The sequence below is a fragment of the Xanthobacteraceae bacterium genome, assembly GCA_019454205.1.
In the GTDB taxonomy this organism is placed as follows: Bacteria; Pseudomonadota; Alphaproteobacteria; order Rhizobiales; family Xanthobacteraceae.
This window is the reverse complement of record CP075369.1, coordinates 1,752,252-1,774,168: the sequence shown is the minus strand read 5'-3', so window position 1 is coordinate 1,774,168 and position 21,917 is coordinate 1,752,252. Positions and strand designations below refer to the sequence as shown.

35 protein-coding genes are annotated in these 21,917 nt (G+C 62.9%); all 35 read left to right on the top strand.

Annotated features, from left to right (window positions below; translation table 11 throughout):
* Positions 1–628 precede the first annotated feature (628 nt).
* The 35 genes from rpsL to KF794_08700 all read left to right on the top strand — a co-directional run bounded on the left by rpsL (position 629) and on the right by KF794_08700 (position 21,913).
* Positions 629–1,000: a 30S ribosomal protein S12 gene (gene rpsL, locus KF794_08870; protein QYK43919.1), complete on the top strand. Its 372-nt coding sequence runs from the start codon at positions 629–631 to the stop codon at positions 998–1,000.
* Positions 1,001–1,013: 13 nt separating this feature from the next.
* Entirely contained in the window at positions 1,014–1,484 is a 471-nt protein-coding gene (rpsG, locus tag KF794_08865; protein QYK43918.1) for a 30S ribosomal protein S7, read from the top strand.
* A gap of 27 nt (positions 1,485–1,511) precedes the next feature.
* A complete protein-coding gene (gene fusA, locus KF794_08860) occupies positions 1,512–3,584 on the top strand; it encodes an elongation factor G (protein ID QYK43917.1) in 2,073 nt (690 codons plus the stop codon).
* A gap of 56 nt (positions 3,585–3,640) precedes the next feature.
* On the top strand, positions 3,641–4,831 hold the full coding sequence (tuf, locus tag KF794_08855; protein ID QYK43916.1) for an elongation factor Tu: 1,191 nt from the start codon (positions 3,641–3,643) through the stop codon (positions 4,829–4,831).
* Between the two features lie 59 nt (positions 4,832–4,890).
* A complete protein-coding gene (gene rpsJ / locus KF794_08850; protein ID QYK43915.1) occupies positions 4,891–5,199 on the top strand; it encodes a 30S ribosomal protein S10 in 309 nt (102 codons plus the stop codon).
* A 25-nt stretch (positions 5,200–5,224) separates the two neighbouring features.
* Positions 5,225–5,998: a 50S ribosomal protein L3 gene (rplC, locus tag KF794_08845; GenBank protein ID QYK43914.1), complete on the top strand. Its 774-nt coding sequence runs from the start codon at positions 5,225–5,227 to the stop codon at positions 5,996–5,998.
* Positions 5,998–6,618 (top strand): 50S ribosomal protein L4, encoded by a 621-nt coding sequence (gene rplD, locus KF794_08840; protein QYK43913.1) that lies wholly within the window; start codon positions 5,998–6,000, stop codon positions 6,616–6,618. The genes rplC and rplD overlap by 1 nt, the downstream gene beginning before the upstream one ends.
* Positions 6,615–6,911 carry a 50S ribosomal protein L23 gene (locus tag KF794_08835; protein ID QYK43912.1) on the top strand — a complete coding sequence of 99 codons (297 nt, stop codon included), beginning with the start codon at positions 6,615–6,617 and terminating at the stop codon, positions 6,909–6,911. The genes rplD and KF794_08835 overlap by 4 nt, the downstream gene beginning before the upstream one ends.
* 12 nt (positions 6,912–6,923) lie before the next feature.
* Entirely contained in the window at positions 6,924–7,763 is an 840-nt protein-coding gene (gene rplB, locus KF794_08830) for a 50S ribosomal protein L2 (GenBank protein ID QYK43911.1), read from the top strand.
* 3 nt (positions 7,764–7,766) lie between these two features.
* Positions 7,767–8,048, top strand: coding sequence for a 30S ribosomal protein S19 (gene rpsS, locus KF794_08825; protein QYK43910.1), 282 nt, complete (start codon positions 7,767–7,769; stop codon positions 8,046–8,048).
* 12 nt (positions 8,049–8,060) lie between these two features.
* On the top strand, positions 8,061–8,486 hold the full coding sequence (gene rplV / locus KF794_08820) for a 50S ribosomal protein L22 (protein QYK43909.1): 426 nt from the start codon (positions 8,061–8,063) through the stop codon (positions 8,484–8,486).
* On the top strand, positions 8,486–9,190 hold the full coding sequence (rpsC, locus tag KF794_08815; GenBank protein QYK43908.1) for a 30S ribosomal protein S3: 705 nt from the start codon (positions 8,486–8,488) through the stop codon (positions 9,188–9,190). Before rplV ends, rpsC begins: the two co-directional genes overlap by 1 nt.
* Before the next feature lie 24 nt (positions 9,191–9,214).
* Positions 9,215–9,625 carry a 50S ribosomal protein L16 gene (rplP, locus tag KF794_08810; GenBank protein QYK43907.1) on the top strand — a complete coding sequence of 137 codons (411 nt, stop codon included), beginning with the start codon at positions 9,215–9,217 and terminating at the stop codon, positions 9,623–9,625.
* Positions 9,626–9,639: 14 nt separating this feature from the next.
* Complete coding sequence (gene rpmC / locus KF794_08805; GenBank protein QYK43906.1) at positions 9,640–9,849, top strand: 50S ribosomal protein L29; 210 nt, start codon at positions 9,640–9,642, stop codon at positions 9,847–9,849.
* Between the two features lies 1 nt (position 9,850).
* A complete protein-coding gene (gene rpsQ, locus KF794_08800) occupies positions 9,851–10,090 on the top strand; it encodes a 30S ribosomal protein S17 (protein ID QYK43905.1) in 240 nt (79 codons plus the stop codon).
* Positions 10,091–10,158: 68 nt separating this feature from the next.
* Positions 10,159–10,527: a 50S ribosomal protein L14 gene (rplN, locus tag KF794_08795; GenBank protein QYK43904.1), complete on the top strand. Its 369-nt coding sequence runs from the start codon at positions 10,159–10,161 to the stop codon at positions 10,525–10,527.
* Entirely contained in the window at positions 10,527–10,847 is a 321-nt protein-coding gene (gene rplX, locus KF794_08790) for a 50S ribosomal protein L24 (protein ID QYK43903.1), read from the top strand. The genes rplN and rplX overlap by 1 nt, the downstream gene beginning before the upstream one ends.
* Positions 10,840–11,397 (top strand): 50S ribosomal protein L5, encoded by a 558-nt coding sequence (rplE, locus tag KF794_08785; protein QYK43902.1) that lies wholly within the window; start codon positions 10,840–10,842, stop codon positions 11,395–11,397. Before rplX ends, rplE begins: the two co-directional genes overlap by 8 nt.
* Before the next feature lie 34 nt (positions 11,398–11,431).
* Positions 11,432–11,737: a 30S ribosomal protein S14 gene (rpsN, locus tag KF794_08780; protein ID QYK43901.1), complete on the top strand. Its 306-nt coding sequence runs from the start codon at positions 11,432–11,434 to the stop codon at positions 11,735–11,737.
* Between the two features lie 15 nt (positions 11,738–11,752).
* The gene (gene rpsH / locus KF794_08775) at positions 11,753–12,151 is read left to right on the top strand and encodes a 30S ribosomal protein S8 (GenBank protein ID QYK43900.1); all 399 of its coding nucleotides are present in this window, start codon (positions 11,753–11,755) and stop codon (positions 12,149–12,151) included.
* 16 nt (positions 12,152–12,167) lie between these two features.
* Positions 12,168–12,701: a 50S ribosomal protein L6 gene (gene rplF / locus KF794_08770; GenBank protein QYK43899.1), complete on the top strand. Its 534-nt coding sequence runs from the start codon at positions 12,168–12,170 to the stop codon at positions 12,699–12,701.
* A 12-nt stretch (positions 12,702–12,713) separates the two neighbouring features.
* A complete protein-coding gene (gene rplR / locus KF794_08765) occupies positions 12,714–13,082 on the top strand; it encodes a 50S ribosomal protein L18 (protein QYK43898.1) in 369 nt (122 codons plus the stop codon).
* A 10-nt stretch (positions 13,083–13,092) separates the two neighbouring features.
* Positions 13,093–13,674, top strand: coding sequence for a 30S ribosomal protein S5 (gene rpsE / locus KF794_08760; GenBank protein QYK43897.1), 582 nt, complete (start codon positions 13,093–13,095; stop codon positions 13,672–13,674).
* A 12-nt stretch (positions 13,675–13,686) separates the two neighbouring features.
* A complete protein-coding gene (gene rpmD, locus KF794_08755; protein ID QYK43896.1) occupies positions 13,687–13,875 on the top strand; it encodes a 50S ribosomal protein L30 in 189 nt (62 codons plus the stop codon).
* A gap of 10 nt (positions 13,876–13,885) precedes the next feature.
* Positions 13,886–14,410 (top strand): 50S ribosomal protein L15, encoded by a 525-nt coding sequence (gene rplO / locus KF794_08750; protein QYK43895.1) that lies wholly within the window; start codon positions 13,886–13,888, stop codon positions 14,408–14,410.
* A 52-nt stretch (positions 14,411–14,462) separates the two neighbouring features.
* Positions 14,463–15,797 carry a preprotein translocase subunit SecY gene (gene secY / locus KF794_08745; protein QYK43894.1) on the top strand — a complete coding sequence of 445 codons (1,335 nt, stop codon included), beginning with the start codon at positions 14,463–14,465 and terminating at the stop codon, positions 15,795–15,797.
* Positions 15,794–16,390 carry an adenylate kinase gene (locus tag KF794_08740; GenBank protein ID QYK43893.1) on the top strand — a complete coding sequence of 199 codons (597 nt, stop codon included), beginning with the start codon at positions 15,794–15,796 and terminating at the stop codon, positions 16,388–16,390. Before secY ends, KF794_08740 begins: the two co-directional genes overlap by 4 nt.
* A 169-nt stretch (positions 16,391–16,559) precedes the next feature.
* Entirely contained in the window at positions 16,560–16,937 is a 378-nt protein-coding gene (gene rpsM / locus KF794_08735) for a 30S ribosomal protein S13 (GenBank protein ID QYK43892.1), read from the top strand.
* 30 nt (positions 16,938–16,967) lie between these two features.
* Complete coding sequence (gene rpsK, locus KF794_08730; protein ID QYK43891.1) at positions 16,968–17,357, top strand: 30S ribosomal protein S11; 390 nt, start codon at positions 16,968–16,970, stop codon at positions 17,355–17,357.
* Positions 17,358–17,454: 97 nt separating this feature from the next.
* Positions 17,455–18,480, top strand: a complete 1,026-nt coding sequence (locus KF794_08725) for a DNA-directed RNA polymerase subunit alpha (GenBank protein ID QYK43890.1) — start codon at positions 17,455–17,457, stop codon at positions 18,478–18,480.
* A gap of 30 nt (positions 18,481–18,510) precedes the next feature.
* Positions 18,511–18,957 carry a 50S ribosomal protein L17 gene (gene rplQ, locus KF794_08720; GenBank protein QYK43889.1) on the top strand — a complete coding sequence of 149 codons (447 nt, stop codon included), beginning with the start codon at positions 18,511–18,513 and terminating at the stop codon, positions 18,955–18,957.
* A gap of 146 nt (positions 18,958–19,103) precedes the next feature.
* Positions 19,104–19,568 carry a YidB family protein gene (locus KF794_08715; protein ID QYK43888.1) on the top strand — a complete coding sequence of 155 codons (465 nt, stop codon included), beginning with the start codon at positions 19,104–19,106 and terminating at the stop codon, positions 19,566–19,568.
* Positions 19,568–19,825, top strand: coding sequence for a GlsB/YeaQ/YmgE family stress response membrane protein (locus tag KF794_08710; GenBank protein ID QYK43887.1), 258 nt, complete (start codon positions 19,568–19,570; stop codon positions 19,823–19,825). The genes KF794_08715 and KF794_08710 overlap by 1 nt, the downstream gene beginning before the upstream one ends.
* 138 nt (positions 19,826–19,963) lie before the next feature.
* Positions 19,964–20,410: a hypothetical protein gene (locus tag KF794_08705; GenBank protein QYK43886.1), complete on the top strand. Its 447-nt coding sequence runs from the start codon at positions 19,964–19,966 to the stop codon at positions 20,408–20,410.
* A 111-nt stretch (positions 20,411–20,521) separates the two neighbouring features.
* Entirely contained in the window at positions 20,522–21,913 is a 1,392-nt protein-coding gene (locus tag KF794_08700; protein QYK43885.1) for a Do family serine endopeptidase, read from the top strand.
* Positions 21,914–21,917 lie beyond the last annotated feature (4 nt).

Below are 21,917 nucleotides of genomic sequence, written 5' to 3'. Positions count from 1 at the left end.
CTGTGCGGGGCGTGATGGCGGAAACGGCGGGTGCCGGGGGCGGTCCGTGCTCCGAGGCGCAGGCGACAGACTTGCTGAAGGCCGGCAGAATCAGTTCGACCGCCTCCTGAGGGCCTGACCGGAAACTCTAAGTATCTGGAAAATAATGACAATTAACCCGCCATGCGGGGCAATGCGGATGCGGTGGTAAAGCCTTCCGGCCGGACTCGCGGACCGGCATCCATGCTTTCTCATGAATGGGAAATCGTGCGCAAAAGAGTGGACTCTTTTTCGCCTGAATGTGACGGGGCCAGCAGGGGCAAAAAGCCTCAAAAACCCGCGATTCCCAAGGGGTTTTTGCCTTGACGCATCCCGACTCGCGAGTCTAAAACCCGGCTCGAAATTGCAGGCAGGCGGTCGGATCCGCCGATCAGCGCAACAGCGCAGATCCAGGGTTCCGAGACGCTGCCTCTGACTACCGACGTCAGATCAGGGTGTACGACCGGGCCGGGGCAACCCGCACTCGGTCCTCTGTGCAGGCAAATGGGCGCTTTTCCGCGTGTCCCGTGGAAAGAGCGCACGTTTTGTTTGCTCGTTTTTCTACTGCCGGAGCCGGACGCGGCTTTGGCGAACACAGGGTGAAGGCCGAATGCCTACGATTAACCAGCTCATCCGCAAGCCTCGGATCGCGCCGCGCTACCGCAACAAGGTGCCGGCACTTCAGGCGTCGCCGCAGAAGCGCGGCGTCTGCACGCGCGTCTATACGACGACCCCGAAGAAGCCGAACTCGGCGCTTCGCAAGGTCGCCAAGGTTCGCCTGACCAACGGCTTCGAAGTGATCGGCTACATCCCGGGTGAGGGCCACAACCTGCAGGAACACTCGGTGGTGATGATCCGCGGCGGCCGCGTGAAGGATCTTCCGGGCGTCCGCTACCACATCCTCCGCGGCGTCCTCGATACGCAGGGCGTCAAGAACCGCAAACAGCGCCGTTCGCTCTACGGCGCGAAGCGTCCGAAGTAAGGGGAGCGCGAACATGTCCCGCCGCCACCGCGCAGAAAAACGCGAACTCCTTCCGGATCCGAAGTTCGGATCGCTCGTCGTAAACCGCTTCATGAATGCGGTGATGAAGCAGGGTAAGAAGTCGGTCGCCGAAGGAATCGTCTACGGCGCGCTCGACGTCATCGAGGCGAAGGCCAAGACCAGCCCGCTCACGGTTTTCCAGTCGGCGCTCGACAACGTCGCGCCGTCGGTCGAAGTCCGCTCCCGCCGCGTCGGCGGCGCGACCTATCAGGTGCCGGTCGAAGTCCGTCCGGACCGCCGCCAGGCGCTCGCCATCCGCTGGCTGATCGACGCCGCGCGCGAGCGCAACGAAAAGACGATGGTGGACCGTCTGTCGGGCGAACTGCTCGACGCAAGCAACAACCGGGGCAACGCCGTCAAGAAGCGCGAAGACACGCATCGCATGGCCGAAGCGAACCGCGCCTTTTCCCATTACCGCTGGTAACGCGCAGAAACCGGCCGAGGACACATCATGCCCCGCACCCATAAAATCGAAGACTACCGCAACTTCGGCATCATGGCGCATATCGACGCCGGCAAGACGACGACGACCGAGCGGATTCTCTTCTACACCGGCAAGTCGCACAAGATCGGCGAAGTCCACGACGGCGCCGCGACCATGGACTGGATGGAGCAGGAGCAGGAGCGCGGCATCACGATCACGTCCGCCGCGACCACCGCGTTCTGGAACGACAAGCGCCTGAACATCATCGACACTCCGGGCCACGTCGACTTCACCATCGAAGTCGAGCGTTCGCTGCGCGTGCTCGACGGCGCGGTCGTCGTGCTCGACGGCAACCAGGGCGTCGAGCCGCAAACCGAAACCGTGTGGCGTCAGGGCGACAAGTATCGCGTGCCGCGCATCGTGTTCGCGAACAAGATGGACAAGATCGGCGCCGACTTCTTCAAGTGTCTCGACGACATCGTGAAGCGTCTCGGCGCGAAGCCGGTTGCGATCCAGCTGCCGATCGGCGCTGAAGCCAATTTCAAGGGCGTGATCGACCTCGTGAAGATGAAGGCGATCATCTGGCACGATGAGTCGCTCGGCGCGAAGTTCGACGTGACCGACATTCCGGCAGAGTTGCTGGATCAGGCGAAAGAATATCGCGAGAAGCTGATCGAGGCGGCCGTCGAACTCGACGACGCAGCTCTCGAGAAGTTCCTCGAAGGTGTTGAGCCGGACGAGGCCACGCTCCACAAGCTCATCCGCAAGGCCGTGCTCACCAGCGCCTTCTATCCCGTGCTGGCCGGTTCTGCGTTCAAGAACAAGGGCGTGCAGCCGCTGCTCGACGCGGTCGTCGCTTATCTTCCCAGCCCGCTCGACGTTCCGGCGATCCGGGGCGAGGACGAGAAGGGCAACGAAGTGCTGCGCAAGCCCGACGACAGCGAACCGATGTCGCTGCTCGCGTTCAAGATCATGGATGACCCGTTCGTCGGCACCATCACCTTCTGCCGCATCTATTCCGGCGTGCTGCAGTCGGGCACCGGTGTCGTGAACTCGACCCGCGACAAGAAAGAGCGCGTCGGCCGCATGCTGCTGATGCATGCGAACAACCGCGAAGACATCAAGGAAGCCTATGCGGGCGACATCGTCGCGCTGGCGGGCCTGAAGGAAGTGCGCACCGGCGACACGCTGTGCGACGCCAACAAGCCGGTCATTCTCGAAAAGATGGAATTCCCGGAGCCGGTCATCGAAATCGCGATCGAGCCGAAGTCCAAGGCCGACCAGGAAAAGCTGGGCGTGGCGCTGGCAAAGCTCGCGGCGGAAGATCCGTCGTTCCGCGTTTCGACCGACACCGAGTCCGGCCAGACCATTCTCAAGGGCATGGGCGAACTCCATCTCGACATCAAGGTCGATATTCTCAAGCGCACCTATAAGGTCGACGCCAACATCGGCGCGCCGCAGGTCGCTTATCGCGAGAAGATCACCAAGCCGACCACCGTCGACTACACCCACAAGAAGCAGTCGGGCGGTTCGGGCCAGTTCGCGCGCGTGAAGCTCGAGATTGAGCCGAACGAAACCGGCAAGGGCTTCGAGTTCGAGAACGAGATCGTCGGCGGCGCGGTGCCGAAGGAATACATCCCCGGCGTCGAGAAGGGTCTCGAGTCGGTGCTGGGTGCGGGCGTGCTTGCCGGCTTCCCGGTGGTCGATCTCAAGGTTCGCCTCGTCGACGGTGCGTATCACGACGTCGACTCGTCGGCGCTCGCGTTCGAAATCGCGTCGCGCGCGGCGCTGCGCGAAGGCTTGCAGAAGGGCGGCTCGGTGCTGCTTGAGCCGATCATGAAGGTCGAGGTCGTGACCCCGGAAGACTACACCGGCTCGGTCATCGGCGACCTCAATTCCCGCCGCGGCCAGATTCAGGGCCAGGACATGCGCGGCAACGCCAACGTCATCAACGCGATGGTGCCGCTCGCCAACATGTTCGGTTACGTGAACAACCTGCGCTCGTTCTCGCAGGGCCGTGCGACCTTCACCATGCAATTCGACCACTACGAACAGGTTCCGAACAACGTCGCGCAGGAGGTTCAGGCAAAATACGCCTGAGCCTTTCGCATTTGGATTCAACAGGACTTCGCCGCTTAGGCTGAACGGAGAGCAAGATGGCCAAGGAAAAATTCGAACGCACGAAACCGCATTGCAACATTGGCACGATTGGTCACGTTGACCATGGCAAGACGTCTTTGACGGCTGCGATCACGAAGGTGCTTGCCGAGACGGGCGGTGCGCAGTTCACGGCCTATGACCAGATCGACAAGGCGCCGGAAGAGAAGGCGCGCGGTATTACGATTTCGACGGCGCACGTCGAATACGAGACCAAGAACCGCCACTATGCGCACGTCGATTGCCCCGGCCACGCGGACTACGTGAAGAACATGATCACGGGTGCTGCGCAGATGGACGGCGCGATCCTCGTCGTATCGGCCGCCGACGGTCCGATGCCGCAGACCCGCGAGCACATCCTGCTGGCGCGTCAGGTCGGCGTTCCGGCGATCGTGGTGTTCATGAACAAGGTCGACATGGTGGACGATCCGGAACTGCTCGACCTCGTCGAGCTGGAAGTCCGCGAGTTGCTGTCGAAGTACAACTTCCCCGGCGACAAGATCCCGATCATCCGCGGCTCGGCGCTGATGGCGCTGGAAGACAAGAACAAGGAACAGGGCCACGACGCGATCCTGAAGCTGATGGAAGCGGTGGACGCCTCGATCCCGCAGCCGGACCGTCCGGTGGACGGCGCGTTCCTGATGCCGGTGGAAGACGTGTTCTCGATCTCGGGCCGCGGCACGGTCGCGACCGGCCGCGTCGAGCGCGGCATCATCAAGGTTGGCGAGGAAGTCGAGATCGTCGGCATCCGCGACACGCAGAAGACGACCGTCACGGGCGTCGAGATGTTCCGCAAGCTGCTGGATCAGGGTCAGGCTGGCGACAACGTCGGCATTCTGCTCCGTGGCACCAAGCGCGAGGAAATCGAGCGCGGTCAGGTGCTGTGCAAGCCGGGTTCGGTGAAGCCGCACACGAAGTTCACGGCTGAGGCCTACATCCTGACCAAGGAAGAGGGCGGCCGTCACACGCCTTTCTTCACGAACTACCGTCCGCAGTTCTACTTCCGCACGACGGACGTGACGGGCATCGTCACGCTGCCTTCGGGCACCGAGATGGTGATGCCGGGCGATAACGTCTCGATGGAAGTGCAGCTGATCGTGCCGATCGCGATGGAAGAAAAGCTCCGCTTCGCCATCCGCGAAGGCGGCCGTACCGTCGGTGCGGGCGTCGTGGCCAAGATCATCGAGTGATCCGCGACTACCGGAAATAAAAGTAACCCAAAACGCGGGACACCCGTGGAGCTAATGCGATGAACGGCCAGAATATCCGAATCCGCCTCAAGGCGTTCGACCACCGAATTCTCGATACTTCGACGCGGGAAATCGTGGCGACCGCCAAGCGTACGGGCGCGCAAGTACGCGGGCCCATTCCGCTGCCGACGCGGATCGAGAAGTTCACCGTCAACCGCTCGCCCCACATCGACAAAAAGAGCCGCGAGCAGTTCGAAATGCGCACTCACAAGCGCCTTTTGGACATCGTCGACCCGACGCCGCAGACCGTGGACGCGCTGATGAAGCTCGACCTGGCTGCGGGCGTCGATGTCGAGATCAAGCTCTAAGCGATAAGCGAACGAGGAAAGTACAATGCGCTCCGGCGTAATCGCACAGAAGATCGGCATGACCCGCGTCTTTACCAACGCGGGCGAGCATGTCCCGGTCACGGTGCTGAAACTCGAAAACTGCCAGGTCGTTGCCCATCGCACGATGGAAAAGAACGGCTATGTCGCGCTCCAGCTTGGTGCCGGCACGCGCCGCACCACGCGCGTCTCGAAGGCCATGCGCGGCCACTTCGCCGTCTCGAAGATCGAGCCGAAGCGCAAGCTCGTGGAATTCCGCGTGCCCGCCGACAGCCTGATCCCGGTCGGCGCGGAAATCACCGCGGACCACTTCGTGGAAGGCCAGTTCGTCGACGTCACCGGCACCACGATCGGTAAGGGTTTCGCCGGCGGCATGAAGCGCTGGAACTTCGGCGGCCTGCGCGCCTCGCACGGCGTGTCGATCTCGCACCGCTCGATCGGTTCGACCGGCGGCCGTCAGGATCCGGGCAAGACCTTCAAGAACAAGAAGATGCCGGGTCACATGGGCGACGAAACCGTCACCACGCTGAACCTGAAAGTCGTGCGCACCGATGTCGAGAAGGGCCTCCTGCTCGTCGAAGGTGCCGTTCCGGGCGCGAAGGGCGGCTGGATCATGGTGCGCGACGCCGTGAAGAAGGCGCTCCCGAAGGATGCGCCGAAGCCGGGCAAGTTCCGCCTTGCCGATGAAGCCAACAAGAAGCCGGAAGCAAAGAAGGAAGAAGCGCCTGCCGCTGACGCCGCTCCCGCTCCGGAAGCAACTGAAGCGAAGGAGGGCGCATAATGGAACTCTCCATCGTTTCGCTCGACGGCAAGAAAGGCGAGTCGGTCAAGCTGGACGACGCGATCTTCGGTCTCGAAGTGCGCGCCGACCTGCTGCATCGTGTCGTCAACTGGCAGCTCAACAAGCGCCGCGCCGGTACGCATAAAGTAAAGAACCGTGCGGAAATCTGGCGCACGGGCAAGAAGATGTACGGCCAGAAGGGCACCGGTAATGCCCGTCACGGCTCGGCCCGCGTGCCGCAGTTCCGTGGCGGCGGCCGCGCCTTCGGTCCGGTCGTGCGTTCGCATGAAACCGAACTGCCGAAGAAGCTGCGTCAGCTCGCGCTGAAGCATGCGCTTTCGGCGAAGGCGAAAGAGTCCGCGATCGTCGTGCTCTCGGAAGCGACGCTGAAAGAACCGAAGACCAAGACGCTGGCGAAGAACTTCGCCGATCTCGGTTTCTCGAATGCGCTCGTCATCGGCGGCGCGGAGATCGAGAAGAACTTCGGCCTTGCCGCGCGCAACCTGCGCGAGGTCGACGTGCTGCCGGTTCAGGGCATCAACGTCTACGACATCATGCGCCGCCAGAAGCTGGTGCTGACCAAGGCCGCCCTCGATGCGCTGGAGGCGCGATTCAAATGAGCAAGGAAACGCGCCATTACGACGTGATCCTGTCGCCGGTCGTGACCGAAAAGGCGACCGCGGCCTCCGAGCACAACAAGGTTGTGTTCAAGGTTCGCCTCGACGCGACCAAGACCGAGATCAAGAACGCGGTCGAGAAGCTGTTCGAGGTGAAGGTGACGAGCGTCAACACCACCATTCGCAAGGGCAAGGCCAAGCGGTTCCGCGGCGTGCGCGGTTTTCAGGGCGACGTGAAGAAAGCGATCGTGACGCTCGAAGCGGGCAGCACCATCGACGTCACCACGGGCCTCTGAGGATAAGAAGTCATGGCACTCAGAACATATAAACCCGTCACTCCCGGTCTCCGGCAGTACGTCAGCGTCGATCGCACCGGCCTGCACAAAGGTAAGCCGGAAAAGAGCCTGACCACCGGCAAGATGAACACGGGTGCGCGCAACAACAACGGCCGCATCACCGTCCGCTTCCGCGGCGGCGGTCACAAGCGTTCGCTGCGCACGGTCGATTTCAAGCGTGTCACGCGCGACATCGTCGGCACTGTCGAACGGATCGAATACGATCCGAACCGTACGGCGTACCTGGCGCTGCTGAAGTACGACAACGGCACGCTCGCCTACATCCTCGCGCCGCAGCGCGTGAATCCCGGCGACAAGCTCGTCGCCGGTGAAGATGTGGACGTGAAGCCGGGCAATGCGATGCCGCTGGAGAACATGCCGGTCGGCACCATCGTCCATAACATCGAGACCAAGATCGGGAAGGGCGGCCAGATCGCCCGTTCCGCCGGCACCTACGCGCAGATCGTGGGCCGCGACCAGGGTTACTGCATCGTTCGCCTGCATTCGGGCGAGCAGCGCCTGATCCACGGCCGCTGCTTCGCGACCGTCGGCGCGGTGTCGAACCCCGATCACATGAACACCGCGATCGGCAAGGCCGGCCGCAACATCTGGAAGGGCAAGAAGCCGGGCAACCGCGGCGTCGCGATGAACCCGGTCGACCACCCGCACGGCGGCGGCGAAGGCCGCACTTCGGGCGGCCGCCATCCGGTGTCGCCGTGGGGCTTCCCGACCAAGGGCAAGAAGACCCGCAAGAACAAGCGCACCAACAAGTTCATCATTGCGAACCGCCACGCGCGGAAGAAGAAGGCCTAAACGATGAGCCGTTCAGTTTGGAAAGGTCCTTTCGTCGACGGGTATCTGCTCAAGAAGGCAGATGCCGCGCGCGGTTCCGGCCGCTCGGAAGTGATCAAGATCTGGAGCCGCCGCTCGACGATCCTGCCGCAGTTCGTCGGCCTGACCTTCGGCGTCTACAACGGCCAGAAGCACGTTCCGGTCTACGTCTCGGAAGAGATGGTGGGGCACAAGTTCGGCGAGTTCTCGCCGACCCGCACGTTCACGGGCCACACCGCCGCCGACAAGAAAGCCAAGAAGGCTTAATCGGGAACAGTCATGGGCAAGCCAGCAAACAAACGAGCGCTGAAAGACAACGAGGCCAAGGCGGTTGCGCGCAACCTGCGCATCGGCCAGCGCAAGCTCGACCTCGTCGCGGGCCTGATCCGCGGCAAGAAGGTCGCGACCGCGCGCGCCGACCTGCAGTTCTCGAAGAAGCGCATCGCGAAGGACGTGATCAAGTGCCTCGATAGCGCGATCGCGAACGCGGAAAACAACCACCAGCTCGATGTCGACGATCTCGTCGTCGCCGAGGCCTACACCGGCAAGGCGCTGGTGATGCAGCGGTTCACCCCGCGCGGCCGCGGCCGTTCGTCTGGTATCGAAAAGCCGTTCTCGAACATCACGATCGTCGTGCGCGAGGTCGAGGAACATGCTCCGAAGAAGAAATCGAAACCCAAAGCAGAAGCGAAAGCGAGCGCCTGATGGGACAGAAAGTTAATCCGACCGGCCTCCGGCTCGGCATCAATCGCACCTGGGACTCGCGCTGGTTCGCTCGCAAGAACGAATACGGCAAGCTCCTGCACGAGGACATCAAGATCCGCGATTTCCTCATGAAGCAGCTCAAGCAGGCCGCGGTCGCGAAGATCGTGATCGAGCGCCCGCACAAGAAGTGCCGCGTGACGATCCACTCCGGCCGTCCGGGCGTCGTGATCGGCAAGAAGGGCGCCGACATCGACAAGCTGCGCAAGCAGATTTCGAAGATGACGGACTCGGAAGTCATCATCAACATCCTCGAAATCCGCAAGCCGGAAATCGACGCGCATCTGGTCGCCGACTCGATCGCGCAGCAGCTTGAGCGCCGCGTTGCGTTCCGCCGCGCCATGAAGCGCGCGGTGCAGTCCGCGATGCGCCTCGGCGCCGAAGGCATCCGCATCAACTGCTCCGGCCGTCTCGGCGGCAACGAAATCGCGCGCATGGAGTGGTACCGCGAAGGCCGCGTGCCGCTGCATACGCTGCGCGCCGACGTCGATTACGGCACCGGCACCGCGTTCACCACCTACGGCACCTGCGGCGTGAAGGTCTGGATCTTCAAGGGCGAAATCCTCGAACACGATCCGATGGCGCAGGACAAGAAACTGGCGGACGGCGACAACCGCACCAGCCGCCGCGGCGATCAGGCCGCGTAAGGCAAGGAATAAAGAGTAACCACCATGCTGCAACCCAAGCGCACCAAATTCCGCAAGCAGTTCAAGGGCCGCATCCGCGGCACCGCGAAGGGCGGTACGCTGCTTTCGTTCGGCGAATACGGCCTGAAGGCGCTCGAGCCGGAGCGCGTCACCGCGCGCCAGATCGAAGCCGCGCGCCGCGCCATGACGCGCCACATGAAACGCGCCGGCCGCGTGTGGATCAACGTATTCCCGGATATTCCGATTTCGAAGAAGCCGACCGAAGTCCGCATGGGCAAGGGCAAGGGTCAGCCGGAATTCTGGGCGGCGCGCATCAAGCCGGGCCGCATCATGTTCGAACTCGACGGTGTCGACGAAGCGACCGCGCGCGAAGCGCTGCGCCTTGCCGCCGCCAAGCTTCCCATCAAGACGCGCTTCGTCGCGCGCATTCAGTAACGGGAGATTTGAAGATGAAAGTCGAAGACGTTCGTCAGCTCACTCCCGACCAGCTCACCGACAAGATCGCTGAGCTGAAGAAGGAGCAGTTCAACCTTCGCTTCCAGAAAGCGACGGGGCAGTTGGAGAATACCGGCCGCGTGCGGCAGGTGCGCCGCGACATCGCGCGCCTTTCGACCGTTGCCAACGAGAAACGCGCCGCCGGCGCGAAGAAGGGCAAGTAAAATGCCGAAGCGCGTATTGCAGGGCACCGTGGTCAGCGACAAGCAGGACAAGACGATCATCGTCCAGGTCGAGCGCCGCTACACCCATCCGTTGCTCAAGAAGACCGTGCGCCGTTCCAAGAAGTTCCACGCGCACGACGAAGCCAACAAGTTCAAGGTCGGCGACACGGTCCGGATCACGGAACATCGTCCGATCTCCAAGCTGAAGCGCTGGATCGTCCTCGACGAGAAAGCCGGTTGAAACCCCGCGCGGCCCAATAGGGACGCGTAGCCGGAATCCCGGCGAGAAGAACGGAATAAAGGTGCCTTATGATTCAGATGCAAACGAACCTGGACGTCGCGGATAATTCCGGCGCGCGCCGCGTCATGTGCATCAAGGTTCTCGGCGGCTCGAAGCGCAAATACGCGACTGTCGGCGACGTCATCGTCGTTTCGATCAAGGAAGCGATCCCGCGCGGCCGCGTGAAGAAGGGCGACGTGATGAAGGCGGTGGTCGTGCGTATCCGCAAGGATCTGCGCCGCGCCGATGGTTCGGTGATCCGCTTCGACCGCAACGCGGCCGTGCTGATCAACAACCAGATGGAGCCGGTCGGCACCCGTATCTTCGGACCCGTGCCGCGCGAACTCCGCGCCAAGAACCACATGAAGATCATCTCGCTCGCGCCGGAGGTGCTGTAATGGCCGCGAAGATCAGAAAAGGCGACAAGGTCATCGTCCTGACCGGCCGCGACAAGGGCAAGTCGGGCGAAGTGATCGAAGTACAGGTCTCGGAAAGCCGTGCGCTGGTTCGCGGCATCAACATGGTGCGCCGTCACCAGCGCCAGTCGGCGAAGACCGAAGGCGGCATCGTGAACAAGGAATCGCCGATCCACCTGTCGAACATCGCGCTGGCCGATCCGAAGGACAGCAAGAAAGCGACGCGGATCGGATTCAAGGTTTTGAATGACGGGCGCAAGGTGCGCGTGGCACGCCGCTCGGGAGAGCAGATCGATGGCTGAGAAAGATTACACACCGCGTCTGAAGACGCAGTTCGAGAAGACCATCCGCTCGAAACTCGTCGAGCAGTTCGGTTATTCGAATCCGTTCGCCGTGCCGCGGCTCGACAAGGTCGTGCTGAACATGGGCGTGGGCGAGGGTGCGTCGGACCAGAAGAAGGTCACCGCAGCCGCCAACGACCTGACCGCGATTGCCGGCCAGAAGGCCATCATCACGAAGGCCCGCAAGGCGATCGCGAACTTCAAGCTTCGCGAGAACATCGGCATCGGCACGAAGGTCACGCTGCGCGGCGACCGCATGTACGAATTCGTCGATCGTCTGGTCACGGTTGCGCTGCCGCGCGTCCGCGACTTCCGCGGCCTCAACCCGAAGAGCTTCGACGGCCGCGGCAACTACACGATCGGCATCAAGGAACACATCATTTTCCCGGAAATCGACTACGACAAGACGGAGTCGGTCTGGGGCATGGACATCATCGTCTGCACGACGGCGAAAACCGACGACGAGGCGCGCGCTTTGCTCGCGGCTCTGAACTTTCCCTTCCGGCAGTGAAGCATCGCTTCAAACGCGGAGACTAGGAGCAGAAATGGCGAAGAAGAGTTCAATCGAGAAGAACGAGCGCCGGCGCAAGATGGCCAAGAACACGGCCGCCAAGCGCGCGAAGCTGAAGGCGATCGTCATGGACAAGAAAGTGTCCATCGAAGACCGTTTCAACGCGGTGTTGAAGCTCGCGCAATTGCCGCGCAACTCGGCCAAGGAGCGCGTGCGCAACCGCTGCGCCGTGACCGGCCGTCCGCGCGCGACCTATCGCAAGCTGAAGATGTCGCGTCTCGCGCTCCGTGAATACGGCTCCAAGGGCCTGATTCCGGGCCTCGTGAAGTCGAGCTGGTAAGGGGAGGGATCGAACATGGCATTGCACGATCCGCTCGGCGATATGCTGACCCGCATCCGCAACGCGCAGATGCGCAAGCGCGACCGCGTTTCCACGCCCGGTTCCTCGTTCCGTGCGCGCGTTCTCGACGTGCTCAAGGACGAAGGCTACATCCGCGGCTACTCGACTACCGAGTTCGGCAATGGCCGGACCGAGTTCGACGTCGAACTGAAATACGCCGAAGGCGGGCCTGCGATCCGCGAGATCGCGCGCGTCTCCAAGCCGGGCCGTCGCGTTTACGCGTCGGTCGATGCGCTGCCGCGCGTCAACAACGGCCTCGGCATTGCGATCCTGTCCACGCCGAAGGGCGTGATGGCTGACCACAACGCCCGCGAACAGAACGTCGGCGGCGAAATTCTCTGCACGGTGTTCTGAGGAAGGAACGGGAACCATGTCCAAGATCGGAAAACGCCCCGTCGCCATTCCGTCCGGCGTGACCGCTACCGTCACCGGCCAGACCGTGAAGGTAAAGGGTCCGAAGGGCGAGCTTTCGGTCGTGCTCAACGACAACGTTGCGCCGAAGCTCGACAAGAACCAGATCACCTTCGAGAAGAAGGGCGAGGAGAAGCAGGACCAGGCGTCCTGGGGTCTCTATCGCGCGCTGGTGAACAACATCGTGACCGGCGTCACCAAGGGTTTCGAGCGCAAGCTCGAAATCAACGGCGTCGGCTACCGCGCGGCGATGGCCGGCAAGAACCTGAGCCTTTCGCTCGGCTACAGCCACGACGTGACCTACAAGGTTCCGGATGGAATCACGGTTGCGACGCCGAAGCCGACCGAAATCGTGATCACCGGCATCGACAAACAGAAGGTCGGTCAGGTTGCCGCCGAGATCCGCTCGTACCGTCCGCCGGAGCCTTACAAGGGCAAGGGCGTGAAGTACGCCGATGAATTCATCTTCCGCAAGGAAGGCAAGAAGAAGTAACGGGGAACGACGATGGCATCGGTCAAGGATCGCACTCGCGCAAAGCGCCGCACCGCAAGCGTGCGCCGCTCGCTGAAAGCGTCGGCTTACGGCCGTCCGCGCCTGTCGGTTCACCGCTCAGGCATGAACATCTATGCGCAGGTCATCGACGACGCGAAGGGAGCGACGCTCGCTTCCGCTTCGTCGCTGGAAAAGGACATGCGCGGCAAATTGAAGTCGGGCGCGAATGTCGAGGCCGCGAAAGCGGTCGGCAGCCTGATCGCCGAACGCGCGAAAGCGAAAGGCGTGAAGGAAGTCATCTTCGACCGCGGCGCCTATCGCTTTCACGGCCGCGTCAAGGCACTCGCCGACGCGGCGCGTGAAGGCGGATTGAGTTTCTAAGGACAGCATCATGGCACGCGAAAGAGAAGAGAAACGAGGCCGGGGCAAGGATCGCGATCGCGACCGCGAGGAGCGCGACGGCCTGGTCGACAAGCTGGTCCACATCAACCGTGTTGCGAAGGTCGTGAAGGGCGGTAAGCGCTTCGGCTTCGCAGCGCTCGTCGTTGTCGGCGACCAGAAAGGCCGCGTCGGCTTCGGCCACGGCAAGGCGCGCGAAGTGCCGGAAGCGATCCGCAAGGCGACCGATGCCGCCAAGCGTTCGCTGATCCGCGTTAACCTGCGCGACGGCCGCACGTTGCATCACGACGTCAACGGCCATCACGGCGCCGGCAAGGTCGTGCTGCGCGCGGCTCCGGCCGGTACCGGCATCATCGCCGGCGGCCCGATGCGCGCGGTGTTCGAAACCGTCGGCGTGCAGGATGTCGTCGCCAAGTCGTTCGGCTCGTCGAATCCGTACAACATGGTTCGCGCGACGTTCGATGCGTTGAAGAACCAGGACAGCCCGCGCTCGGTCGCGGCGCGCCGCGGCATCAAGGTCTCGACCTTGCAATCGCGCCGTCAGGGCACCGACGCCGAAGCGGCGGAAGCGTAAGAGGAGAGGGTCATGGCCGGTAAGAAGATCACCGTCGAACAGTTCGGCAGCCCGATCCGCCGCGAGGCCAAGCAGCAGGAAACGCTGATTGGCCTTGGCCTGAACAAGCGCGGCAAGCGGCGCGAGCTGGTGGATACGCCGGCCGTGCGCGGCATGGTCGCGAAGGTCGCGCACATGGTGCGGATCGTCGAAGACAAGTGAGGATGAGGCGATGAAACTCAACCAGATCGCGGACAACGAAGGCTCGCGCAAGAACCGCATGCGCATCGGCCGCGGTATCGGCTCCGGCAAGGGCAAGACCGGCGGCCGCGGCGTGAAGGGTCAGAAGGCGCGTACCGGCGTTCGCATCAAGGGCCGCGAAGGCGGTCAGATGCCGCTGCATCGCCGTCTGCCGAAGCGCGGCTTCAACAACATCTTCGCCATCGAATACAACGAAGTGAACCTCGGCCGCATCCAGAAGGCGGTGGACGCGGGTCACATCAAGGCTGGCGACACTGTCACCGCGGACTCGCTCGCGAAGGCGGGCGTGCTGCGCCGCGCCGGCAACGGCGTGCGTCTGCTCGGTGCCGGCGAACTGAAGACGAAGCTCTCGTTCGAAGTCGCGGGCGCGTCGAAGTCGGCGATTGCCGCGGTGGAGAAGGCGGGCGGCTCGGTGAAGCAGCTTGTCGTGAAAAAGGCCGACCGGGAGAAACCCGGCAAGATGCAGAAGAAGCCGAAGAAGGAATCGGCCAAGTAAACTTGGGCCGTACTTTCTTTAAGGGAAACAGTCGGGGCGGATCGGAGCGAACATGGCGTCGGCAGCCGAACAACTCGCGGCAAATCTGAACTTCAGCGCGCTCGCGAAAGCGGACGATCTGAAGAAGCGCATCTGGTTCACGCTGGGTGCGCTGCTGGTCTATCGTCTCGGCACCTTCATCCCGATGCCGGGTATCGATCCGGTCGCGTTCGCGAACGCCTTCAATCAGGCGCGCGGCGGCATCCTCGGCCTGTTCAACATGTTTTCCGGCGGCGCAGTCGAGCGCATGGCGATCTTCGCGCTCAACATCATGCCGTACATCTCGGCGTCGATCATTCTGCAACTGCTGACCACCGTTTCGCCGACGCTCGAAGCCTTGAAGAAGGAAGGCGAGCAGGGCCGCAAGGTCATCAACCAGTACACGCGCTATCTCACCGTGCTGCTCGCAGCCTTGCAGGCCTACGGCATCGCGGTCGGTCTTGAAGGCGGGCAGGGCGGCATCGTGTCGAATCCGGGCTGGTTCTTCCGGCTCTCGACGGTGATCACGCTCACCGGCGGCACCGTGTTCCTGATGTGGCTCGGCGAACAGATCACCGCGCGCGGCATCGGTAACGGCATCTCGCTGATCATCTTCGCCGGTATCGTTGCGGAATTGCCGGGCGCGCTGGCAGGTCTGCTCGAACTCGGCCGGACCGGCGGTATTTCCACCGTAGTCATCATCGGCATCATTCTGATTGCGGTCGCCGCGATCTACTTCATCGTGTTCATGGAGCGCGCACAGCGCCGTCTCCTGATCCAGTATCCGAAGCGCCAGATCGGCAACCGCATGTTCGAGGGCCAAAGCTCGCACCTGCCGCTGAAGCTGAACTCGTCGGGTGTGATCCCGCCGATTTTCGCGTCGTCGCTGTTGCTGGTGCCGACCACGGTTGCGCAGTTCAGTCAGGGCTCCGGCCCGGAATGGCTGAACTACATGACCACGCTGCTCGCGCACGGCCGTCCGACCTACATGACGATCTACGTGCTGCTGATCGTGTTCTTCGCGTTCTTCTATACCGCGATCGTGTTCAATCCGGTCGAGACCGCGGACAACCTGAAGAAGCACGGCGGCTTCATTCCGGGCATCCGTCCGGGCGAGAACACCGCGAAATACATCGACTACGTGCTGACGCGCATCACAGTCGTCGGCGCTGCTTATCTCTCGATCGTCTGTCTGCTGCCCGAACTCATGGTCGCGTACTGGGCGGTGCCGTTCTACTTCGGCGGCACCTCGCTCCTGATCGTGGTCTCGGTGACGATGGACACGGTTTCGCAGGTGCAGGGCTATCTGCTCGCGCACCAGTACGAAGGCCTGATCAAGAAGTCGAAGCTGCGCGGGGCGCGGCGATGAGACTTGTCTTGCTTGGACCGCCGGGTGCCGGAAAAGGCACGCAAGGCGACCGGCTGATCGAGCGGCACGGCATTACCCGCCTGTCCACCGGCGACATGCTGCGCGCGGCGGTGAAGGCTGGTACGCCGGTAGGTCTGAAAGCGAAGGACATCATGGCGCGTGGCGACCTCGTTCCGGACGAGGTCGTGATCGCGATTATCGACGACCGCCTCAAGGAAGCGGACGTGCAGAAGGGTTTCATCCTCGACGGCTTCCCGCGCACGGTCGGTCAGGCCGAAGCGCTCGACAAGCTGCTCGCGGGGAAGGGCATCAAGCTGGATGCCGTGGTCGAACTCAAGGTGGACGAAGGCGCATTGCTCAAGCGCATCGAGACCCGCATCGCGGAAATGACCGCGCGGGGCGAGACCATCCGCGCCGACGACAATCCCGAAGCGCTGAAAAAGCGCCTCGACGCCTACCGCGCCCAGACCGCGCCGCTGTCCGCCTATTACGGCAAGCAGGGCACGCTGCTGGAAGTGGACGGCATGGCTGCGATTCCCGCGGTGGAAGCCGCCATCGACCAGGGCCTGACGGCCCGCAAGTCATTGAATTAGAAGGCGGTTTTGTCCGGTTGACTCGCTATGACGATCTCCTTACATACCCGCCATCAGTCGGTAAAACCGAAGCGATGCCGAGCCCCCTTCGCGGGCGGGTTGGGCGTCGATTTTTGCCGTACTGATCACCACGCCGGGCCATGTCGCCCGCTTATTGGAGACTAAGACCTTGGCCCGTATCGCAGGCGTGAACATCCCGACCGGCAAGCGCGTCGTCATCGCGCTTCAGTATATTCATGGCATCGGCCAGCTCCGCGCGAAGAAGATCGTGGACGAGCTGAAGATTCCGGCCGACCGCCGCGTCAACCAGCTTACCGACCAGGAAGTGCTGCAGATCCGCGAAATGATCGACCGCGACTATGTCGTGGAAGGCGATCTGCGCCGTGAAGTCACGCTCAACATCAAGCGTCTGATGGACCTCGGCTGCTATCGCGGCCTGCGTCACCGCAAGGGTCTGCCGGTTCACGGTCAGCGCACCCACACGAATGCGCGCACGCGCAAAGGCCCGGCGAAGGCGATTGCCGGCAAGAAGATGGCCACGCGCTAAGCGCGACAGACATAGAGAAACAGGTTCGATATGGCGAAAGAGCAGAAAGTCGTCCGCAAGCGCGAGCGCAAGAACATCGCGGCCGGCGTCGCGCATGTCGCGGCTTCGTTCAACAACACGATGATCACCATCACCGACGTGCAGGGCAACACGATTGCCTGGTCGTCGTCGGGCACGATGGGTTTCAAGGGTTCGCGCAAATCGACCCCGTATGCGGCGCAGGTCGCGGCGGAAGACGCCGCGCGCAAGGCATCCGAACACGGCATGCGCACCCTCGAAGTGGAAGTTTCCGGCCCCGGTTCGGGCCGCGAGTCGGCGCTTCGTGCGCTGCAGGCCGCGGGCTTCACCGTTACGTCGATCCGCGACGTGACGCCGATTCCGCATAACGGTTGCCGTCCGCGCAAGCGCCGGCGCGTCTGATTTTGTATTCGCTCCGGCTCCGGCCGGTTGAGATTGTTTCGCGCTGGTTAGCGCGGCCTATGCAGGGCGGCGGCCTTGCGGCGAGAGGACACGAAGAATGACGACCGTGATCCAGAAGAACTGGCAAGAGCTGATCAAGCCCGAGAAGCTCAATGTGCAGGGCGGCACCGATCCGAAGCGCTTCGCGACCGTGGTCGCGGAACCGCTGGAGCGCGGTTTCGGCCTGACACTCGGCAACGCACTGCGCCGGATTCTTCTCTCCTCTTTGCAGGGCGCGGCCGTGACCTCGGTGCAGATCGACGGCGTGCTGCACGAGTTCTCCTCGATCCCCGGCGTGCGCGAAGACGTCACCGACGTCGTCCTCAACATCAAGGACATCGCGATCAAGATGCAGGGCGAAGGCCCGAAGCGTATGGTCGTGAAGAAGACCGGTCCCGGCGTCGTTACCGCCGGCGACATCCAGACCGTCGGCGACGTGCAGGTGCTGAACCCCGATCTGCCGCTCTGCACCCTCGACGAGGGCGCGGAAATCCGCATGGAGTTCACGGTCAACACCGGCAAGGGTTACGTCGCTTCCGACCGCAACCGCACGGAAGATAGTCCGATCGGCCTGATCCCGGTGGACAGCCTCTATTCGCCGGTGCGCAAGGTTTCGTACCGCGTCGAGAACACCCGCGAGGGCCAGATCCTCGACTACGACAAGCTGACCATGACGATCGAGACCAACGGTTCGATCTCGCCGGAAGACGCGCTCGCTTACTCGGCGCGCATCCTGCAAGACCAGCTCAACATCTTCGTCAACTTCGAAGAGCCGCGCCGCGAAGTCGAAGCCGCGCCGATGCAGGAACTGCCGTTCCCGCCCGCCATGCTCAAGAAGGTGGACGAACTCGAACTTTCGGTTCGCTCGGCGAACTGTTTGAAGAACGACAACATCGTCTACATCGGCGACCTGATCCAGAAGTCGGAAGCGGAAATGCTCCGCACCCCGAACTTCGGCCGCAAGTCGCTGAACGAAATCAAGGAAGTGCTCGCGACGATGGGCCTCCATCTCGGCATGGAAGTGCAGGGCTGGCCGCCGGAGAACATCGAAGAACTCGCGAAGCGTTTCGAGGACCATTACTGAGGCGCAAAAAGCGCTTCGGAGGAAAAGAACATGCGTCACGGCAAGGCACACCGCCGCTTCAACCGCCGCCCGGAACACCGGAAGGCGATGCTCGCCAACATGGCGGCCTCGCTCATCACCCATGAGCAGATCGTCACCACGCTTCCCAAAGCGAAGGACATCCGTCCGATCGTCGAGAAGCTGGTCACGCTCGGCAAGAAGGGCAGCCTGCACGCGCGCCGTCAGGCCATCTCCGAAATGCGCGACCGCGACGCGGTGAAGAAACTGTTCGAGACCATCGCGCCGCGCTACAGGGAGCGCAACGGCGGGTATCTGCGCATCATCAAGGCCGGCTACCGCCACGGCGACATGGCGCCGGTCGCGGTGATCGAATTCGTGGACCGCGACGAGAGCGCCAAGGGCAAGGCCGATCTCGCCCGCCACTCCGAGTGGCTGAAGACCCAGCCGAAGGAAGAGCCGCAGAACGTTCCCGCGTAACGGTTCTGCTACTCGATGAATTCAAAACCCCGGCCATCGCGCCGGGGTTTTATTTTTCCTGCCGTATTGAAATATGGTCCTGTAGGCTTAGGTGGAACTTTCCGCAGGGGAAGTGGTTCAGAAGCTGCGGTACGGGAGAAATTCATATGAAGCGCGGACTACCTTCCATGACGGCCTTGCTCGCGATGCTGGCCATCGCGGGCTATCAGAACCGGGACAAGATCTCGGAAGTTCTGGGCAAGCTGAATACGCCCGGTCCTGACGGCAAAGGGCCGCTCGGCGGTCTCCTCGAAAAGCTTGGCGTAGACACCAAGGGTACTTCGTCCGGCAGCATCCTCGGCGGCGGCCTCGGCGAATTGCTGGACCGCTTCAAGAATGCGGGACAGGGCGAAACCGCCGACTCGTGGGTGAAGACGGGCGACAACAAGTCGTGCTCGCCGGCGCAGCTCGAACAGGCGCTCGGTCCCGACGTGCTCGAAACGCTGACCCAGCAGACCGGTCTCAGCCGCGAAGAGTTGCTCTCGCGCCTCTGCCGCGAACTGCCCGCGGCCGTCGACAAGTACACGCCGGATGGAAAGGTGCCGCAGGCTGAAGCGGAAGGAAGAGCATAATGGGAATCCTCTGGACCATCGTCATCGGCTTCGTCGCGGGCATCCTCGCGAAGTTCATCATGCCGGGCGATAACGAGCCGAAGGGCTTCGTGCTGACCACGATCCTCGGCATTGTCGGCGCATTCGTCGCGACCTGGCTTGGACAGGCTCTCGGCTGGTACAGCGCAGGGCAGGGTGCAGGCTTCATCGGCGCAACCGTCGGTGCCGTCATCCTGCTGGCCCTCTGGGGCGTGGTCTCGAAGCAGCGCAGCGCGTAAGCGCGGATACGCTGCCGTAACGGAAAAGACCCCGGCTTCAACGGCCGGGGTCTTAACCTTTTAGGCGTAGCCGTTCCCCGTTTTCGCCCCGATTGCCCATAGTATGGCCGCGGGGAGCGATGCCGGCCGGGGGACTGTGTGTTTCAGCGTTGGGTTAGGTCTGCGGTTTTTGCCTTCGCGCTGACTTGCGCGGGCTGCACGACGTTCAACATCGAGCGCGACGACCTCGTTACCTTCGTTTTCGCCCAGCCCACGACCGAGTGCGACATCTATCTCGGAAATACCCATGTCGGCCGCGTCTCGGTCGCGAATGCGGCGCTCGGCGTTCCCAAGGGGGACGAGCCGCTGCGGCTGGCCTGCGTCGCAAATGCCTTCGCCCCGGTTTCGGCAGAGGTCACCACCGTCCGCACCCGAGACCAGACGGTAGGCGTTCTCGGCGTGAACGTGCCGACACCACGCGCCCTCGGCGCCCGCGTGGTGGAGCCGATCACGGGCGCGCCGCGCACCGGCTATCCGCCGCGTATCATCATCGATCTTGCGCAGCGCACCGTAACGGTCCCGGACGGCTGGCAGGCGCGGATGTAACGCCCATCACGCTCGCGAGAGGCGGGGGTGCGGGCGATGGTGCGCGAAAAGCGGCGTGATATAACCTGACCCTCTGCCGCCGCCGGGCGGTTTTTCGTATCGGGGTCTCCAATGTTTCGACTGTTTGCGTTCGCTGCGCTCGCCGTCTCTCTCTCGCTGTCCGGCGCAAACGCCCAGCCCGCACCGAAAAGCCGCCAGGAATTGGCGTTCAGCTTTTCCGGCACGGTGAAAAAGGCGAAGCCCTCGGTCGTGAACGTTTATGCGCTGAAGCGCACGCGGGTGAACAACCCGCTCATGAACGACGAATTCTTCCGCCGCTTCTTCGAGGGCATGCCGCGGGGCATGCCGCAGGAGCGGGTGCAGCGTTCGCTCGGCTCCGGCGTCATCATTTCCGAAGACGGGCTGGTGATCACCAACTTCCATGTCATCGACGGCGCGGACGACGTGAGGCTCGCGCTTTCCGACCGGCGCGAATTCGAGGCCGATGTCGTGCTGCGCGATCCGCGCACCGATCTCGCCGTGCTGCGTATCCGCGATGCGAAAGAAAAGTTTGTTCCGATCGAGTTCGTCAATTCCGACGACATCGAAGTCGGCGATCTGGTGCTGGCAATCGGCGATCCGTTCGGCGTCGGCCAAACGGTGACGCAGGGCATCATCTCCGCCACTTCGCGCACCCGCGTCGGCGTCGCCGATTATCAGTTCTTCATCCAGACCGACGCCGCTATCAATCCCGGCAATTCCGGCGGCGCGCTCGTCGACATTCAGGGCAGGCTGGTTGGTATCAATACCGCGATCTTCTCGCGCTCCGGCGGTTCGCACGGCATCGGCTTCGCCATCCCGTCGAACATGGTGCGTGTGGTGCTCGCTTCCGCGCAGGCCGGCAACATGACGGTGCGGCGTCCGTTCTTCGGCGCGCAATTGCAGCAGGTCACCGCCGAGATCGCGCAGGCAATGCGTCTCAAGCGGCCTGCGGGCGCGCTGGTCGCGAGCGTGGTGCCGGAAAGCCCGGCAGCGCGCGCAGGTCTGCGCGCGGGCGATGTGATCGTCGCGGTCGACGGGCAGAACGTGGACGATCCGAATGCGGTGAACTACCGCCTCGCGCTCCGCCCGATCGGGCAGACCGCGCAGCTCAGCGTGGAACGCGGCGGACGGGCCATCAACGTCACGCTCAATCTCGAAGCGGCGCCGGAAAAGATGGCAGACGAGGTCGAGATCCAGGTGCCGTCGCCATTTGAAGGCGTGCGCATTTCCAACTTCACGCCCGAACTCGCGATGCAGCTTCGTACCGATGCGGACGCACAAGGCGTCGTGGTGATCGAGGTGCTGAACAACTCGACCGCGCAACGGCTTGGCTTCCGTTCCGGCGACATCATCATCAATGTCAACGGCGCGAGAATCGAGACCACGCGCGACCTAGACCGCGCGTCGCGGCAGAATACCCGTGAATGGCGCGTGACGTTGTCGCGGAACGGCCAGCAGCGGCAGATCATGCTCCGCAACTAGGCGG

What these genes read in the sequence shown, in the direction of transcription:
- rplD (QYK43913.1), top strand. Translation starts at nt 5,998, where the DNA reads ATGGAACTCTCCATCGTTTCGCTCGACGGCAAGAAAGGCGAGTCGGTC.
- fusA (QYK43917.1), top strand. Translation starts at nt 1,512, where the DNA reads ATGCCCCGCACCCATAAAATCGAAGACTACCGCAACTTCGGCATCATG.
- rpsE (QYK43897.1), top strand. Translation starts at nt 13,093, where the DNA reads ATGGCACGCGAAAGAGAAGAGAAACGAGGCCGGGGCAAGGATCGCGAT.
- rpsN (QYK43901.1), top strand. Translation starts at nt 11,432, where the DNA reads ATGGCGAAGAAGAGTTCAATCGAGAAGAACGAGCGCCGGCGCAAGATG.
- tuf (QYK43916.1), top strand. Translation starts at nt 3,641, where the DNA reads ATGGCCAAGGAAAAATTCGAACGCACGAAACCGCATTGCAACATTGGC.
- rplN (QYK43904.1), top strand. Translation starts at nt 10,159, where the DNA reads ATGATTCAGATGCAAACGAACCTGGACGTCGCGGATAATTCCGGCGCG.
- rplE (QYK43902.1), top strand. Translation starts at nt 10,840, where the DNA reads ATGGCTGAGAAAGATTACACACCGCGTCTGAAGACGCAGTTCGAGAAG.
- rpsK (QYK43891.1), top strand. Translation starts at nt 16,968, where the DNA reads ATGGCGAAAGAGCAGAAAGTCGTCCGCAAGCGCGAGCGCAAGAACATC.
- rplV (QYK43909.1), top strand. Translation starts at nt 8,061, where the DNA reads ATGGGCAAGCCAGCAAACAAACGAGCGCTGAAAGACAACGAGGCCAAG.
- rplX (QYK43903.1), top strand. Translation starts at nt 10,527, where the DNA reads ATGGCCGCGAAGATCAGAAAAGGCGACAAGGTCATCGTCCTGACCGGC.
- rpsH (QYK43900.1), top strand. Translation starts at nt 11,753, where the DNA reads ATGGCATTGCACGATCCGCTCGGCGATATGCTGACCCGCATCCGCAAC.
- rpsL (QYK43919.1), top strand. Translation starts at nt 629, where the DNA reads ATGCCTACGATTAACCAGCTCATCCGCAAGCCTCGGATCGCGCCGCGC.
- rplQ (QYK43889.1), top strand. Translation starts at nt 18,511, where the DNA reads ATGCGTCACGGCAAGGCACACCGCCGCTTCAACCGCCGCCCGGAACAC.
- rpsC (QYK43908.1), top strand. Translation starts at nt 8,486, where the DNA reads ATGGGACAGAAAGTTAATCCGACCGGCCTCCGGCTCGGCATCAATCGC.
- KF794_08715 (QYK43888.1), top strand. Translation starts at nt 19,104, where the DNA reads ATGAAGCGCGGACTACCTTCCATGACGGCCTTGCTCGCGATGCTGGCC.
- rplB (QYK43911.1), top strand. Translation starts at nt 6,924, where the DNA reads ATGGCACTCAGAACATATAAACCCGTCACTCCCGGTCTCCGGCAGTAC.
- rplP (QYK43907.1), top strand. Translation starts at nt 9,215, where the DNA reads ATGCTGCAACCCAAGCGCACCAAATTCCGCAAGCAGTTCAAGGGCCGC.
- rplC (QYK43914.1), top strand. Translation starts at nt 5,225, where the DNA reads ATGCGCTCCGGCGTAATCGCACAGAAGATCGGCATGACCCGCGTCTTT.
- rpsG (QYK43918.1), top strand. Translation starts at nt 1,014, where the DNA reads ATGTCCCGCCGCCACCGCGCAGAAAAACGCGAACTCCTTCCGGATCCG.
- rplF (QYK43899.1), top strand. Translation starts at nt 12,168, where the DNA reads ATGTCCAAGATCGGAAAACGCCCCGTCGCCATTCCGTCCGGCGTGACC.
- rpmC (QYK43906.1), top strand. Translation starts at nt 9,640, where the DNA reads ATGAAAGTCGAAGACGTTCGTCAGCTCACTCCCGACCAGCTCACCGAC.
- secY (QYK43894.1), top strand. Translation starts at nt 14,463, where the DNA reads ATGGCGTCGGCAGCCGAACAACTCGCGGCAAATCTGAACTTCAGCGCG.
- rpsS (QYK43910.1), top strand. Translation starts at nt 7,767, where the DNA reads ATGAGCCGTTCAGTTTGGAAAGGTCCTTTCGTCGACGGGTATCTGCTC.
- KF794_08740 (QYK43893.1), top strand. Translation starts at nt 15,794, where the DNA reads ATGAGACTTGTCTTGCTTGGACCGCCGGGTGCCGGAAAAGGCACGCAA.
- KF794_08700 (QYK43885.1), top strand. Translation starts at nt 20,522, where the DNA reads ATGTTTCGACTGTTTGCGTTCGCTGCGCTCGCCGTCTCTCTCTCGCTG.
- KF794_08710 (QYK43887.1), top strand. Translation starts at nt 19,568, where the DNA reads ATGGGAATCCTCTGGACCATCGTCATCGGCTTCGTCGCGGGCATCCTC.
- rpsQ (QYK43905.1), top strand. Translation starts at nt 9,851, where the DNA reads ATGCCGAAGCGCGTATTGCAGGGCACCGTGGTCAGCGACAAGCAGGAC.
- rpsJ (QYK43915.1), top strand. Translation starts at nt 4,891, where the DNA reads ATGAACGGCCAGAATATCCGAATCCGCCTCAAGGCGTTCGACCACCGA.
- rplR (QYK43898.1), top strand. Translation starts at nt 12,714, where the DNA reads ATGGCATCGGTCAAGGATCGCACTCGCGCAAAGCGCCGCACCGCAAGC.
- rpmD (QYK43896.1), top strand. Translation starts at nt 13,687, where the DNA reads ATGGCCGGTAAGAAGATCACCGTCGAACAGTTCGGCAGCCCGATCCGC.
- rplO (QYK43895.1), top strand. Translation starts at nt 13,886, where the DNA reads ATGAAACTCAACCAGATCGCGGACAACGAAGGCTCGCGCAAGAACCGC.
- KF794_08835 (QYK43912.1), top strand. Translation starts at nt 6,615, where the DNA reads ATGAGCAAGGAAACGCGCCATTACGACGTGATCCTGTCGCCGGTCGTG.
- KF794_08725 (QYK43890.1), top strand. Translation starts at nt 17,455, where the DNA reads ATGACGACCGTGATCCAGAAGAACTGGCAAGAGCTGATCAAGCCCGAG.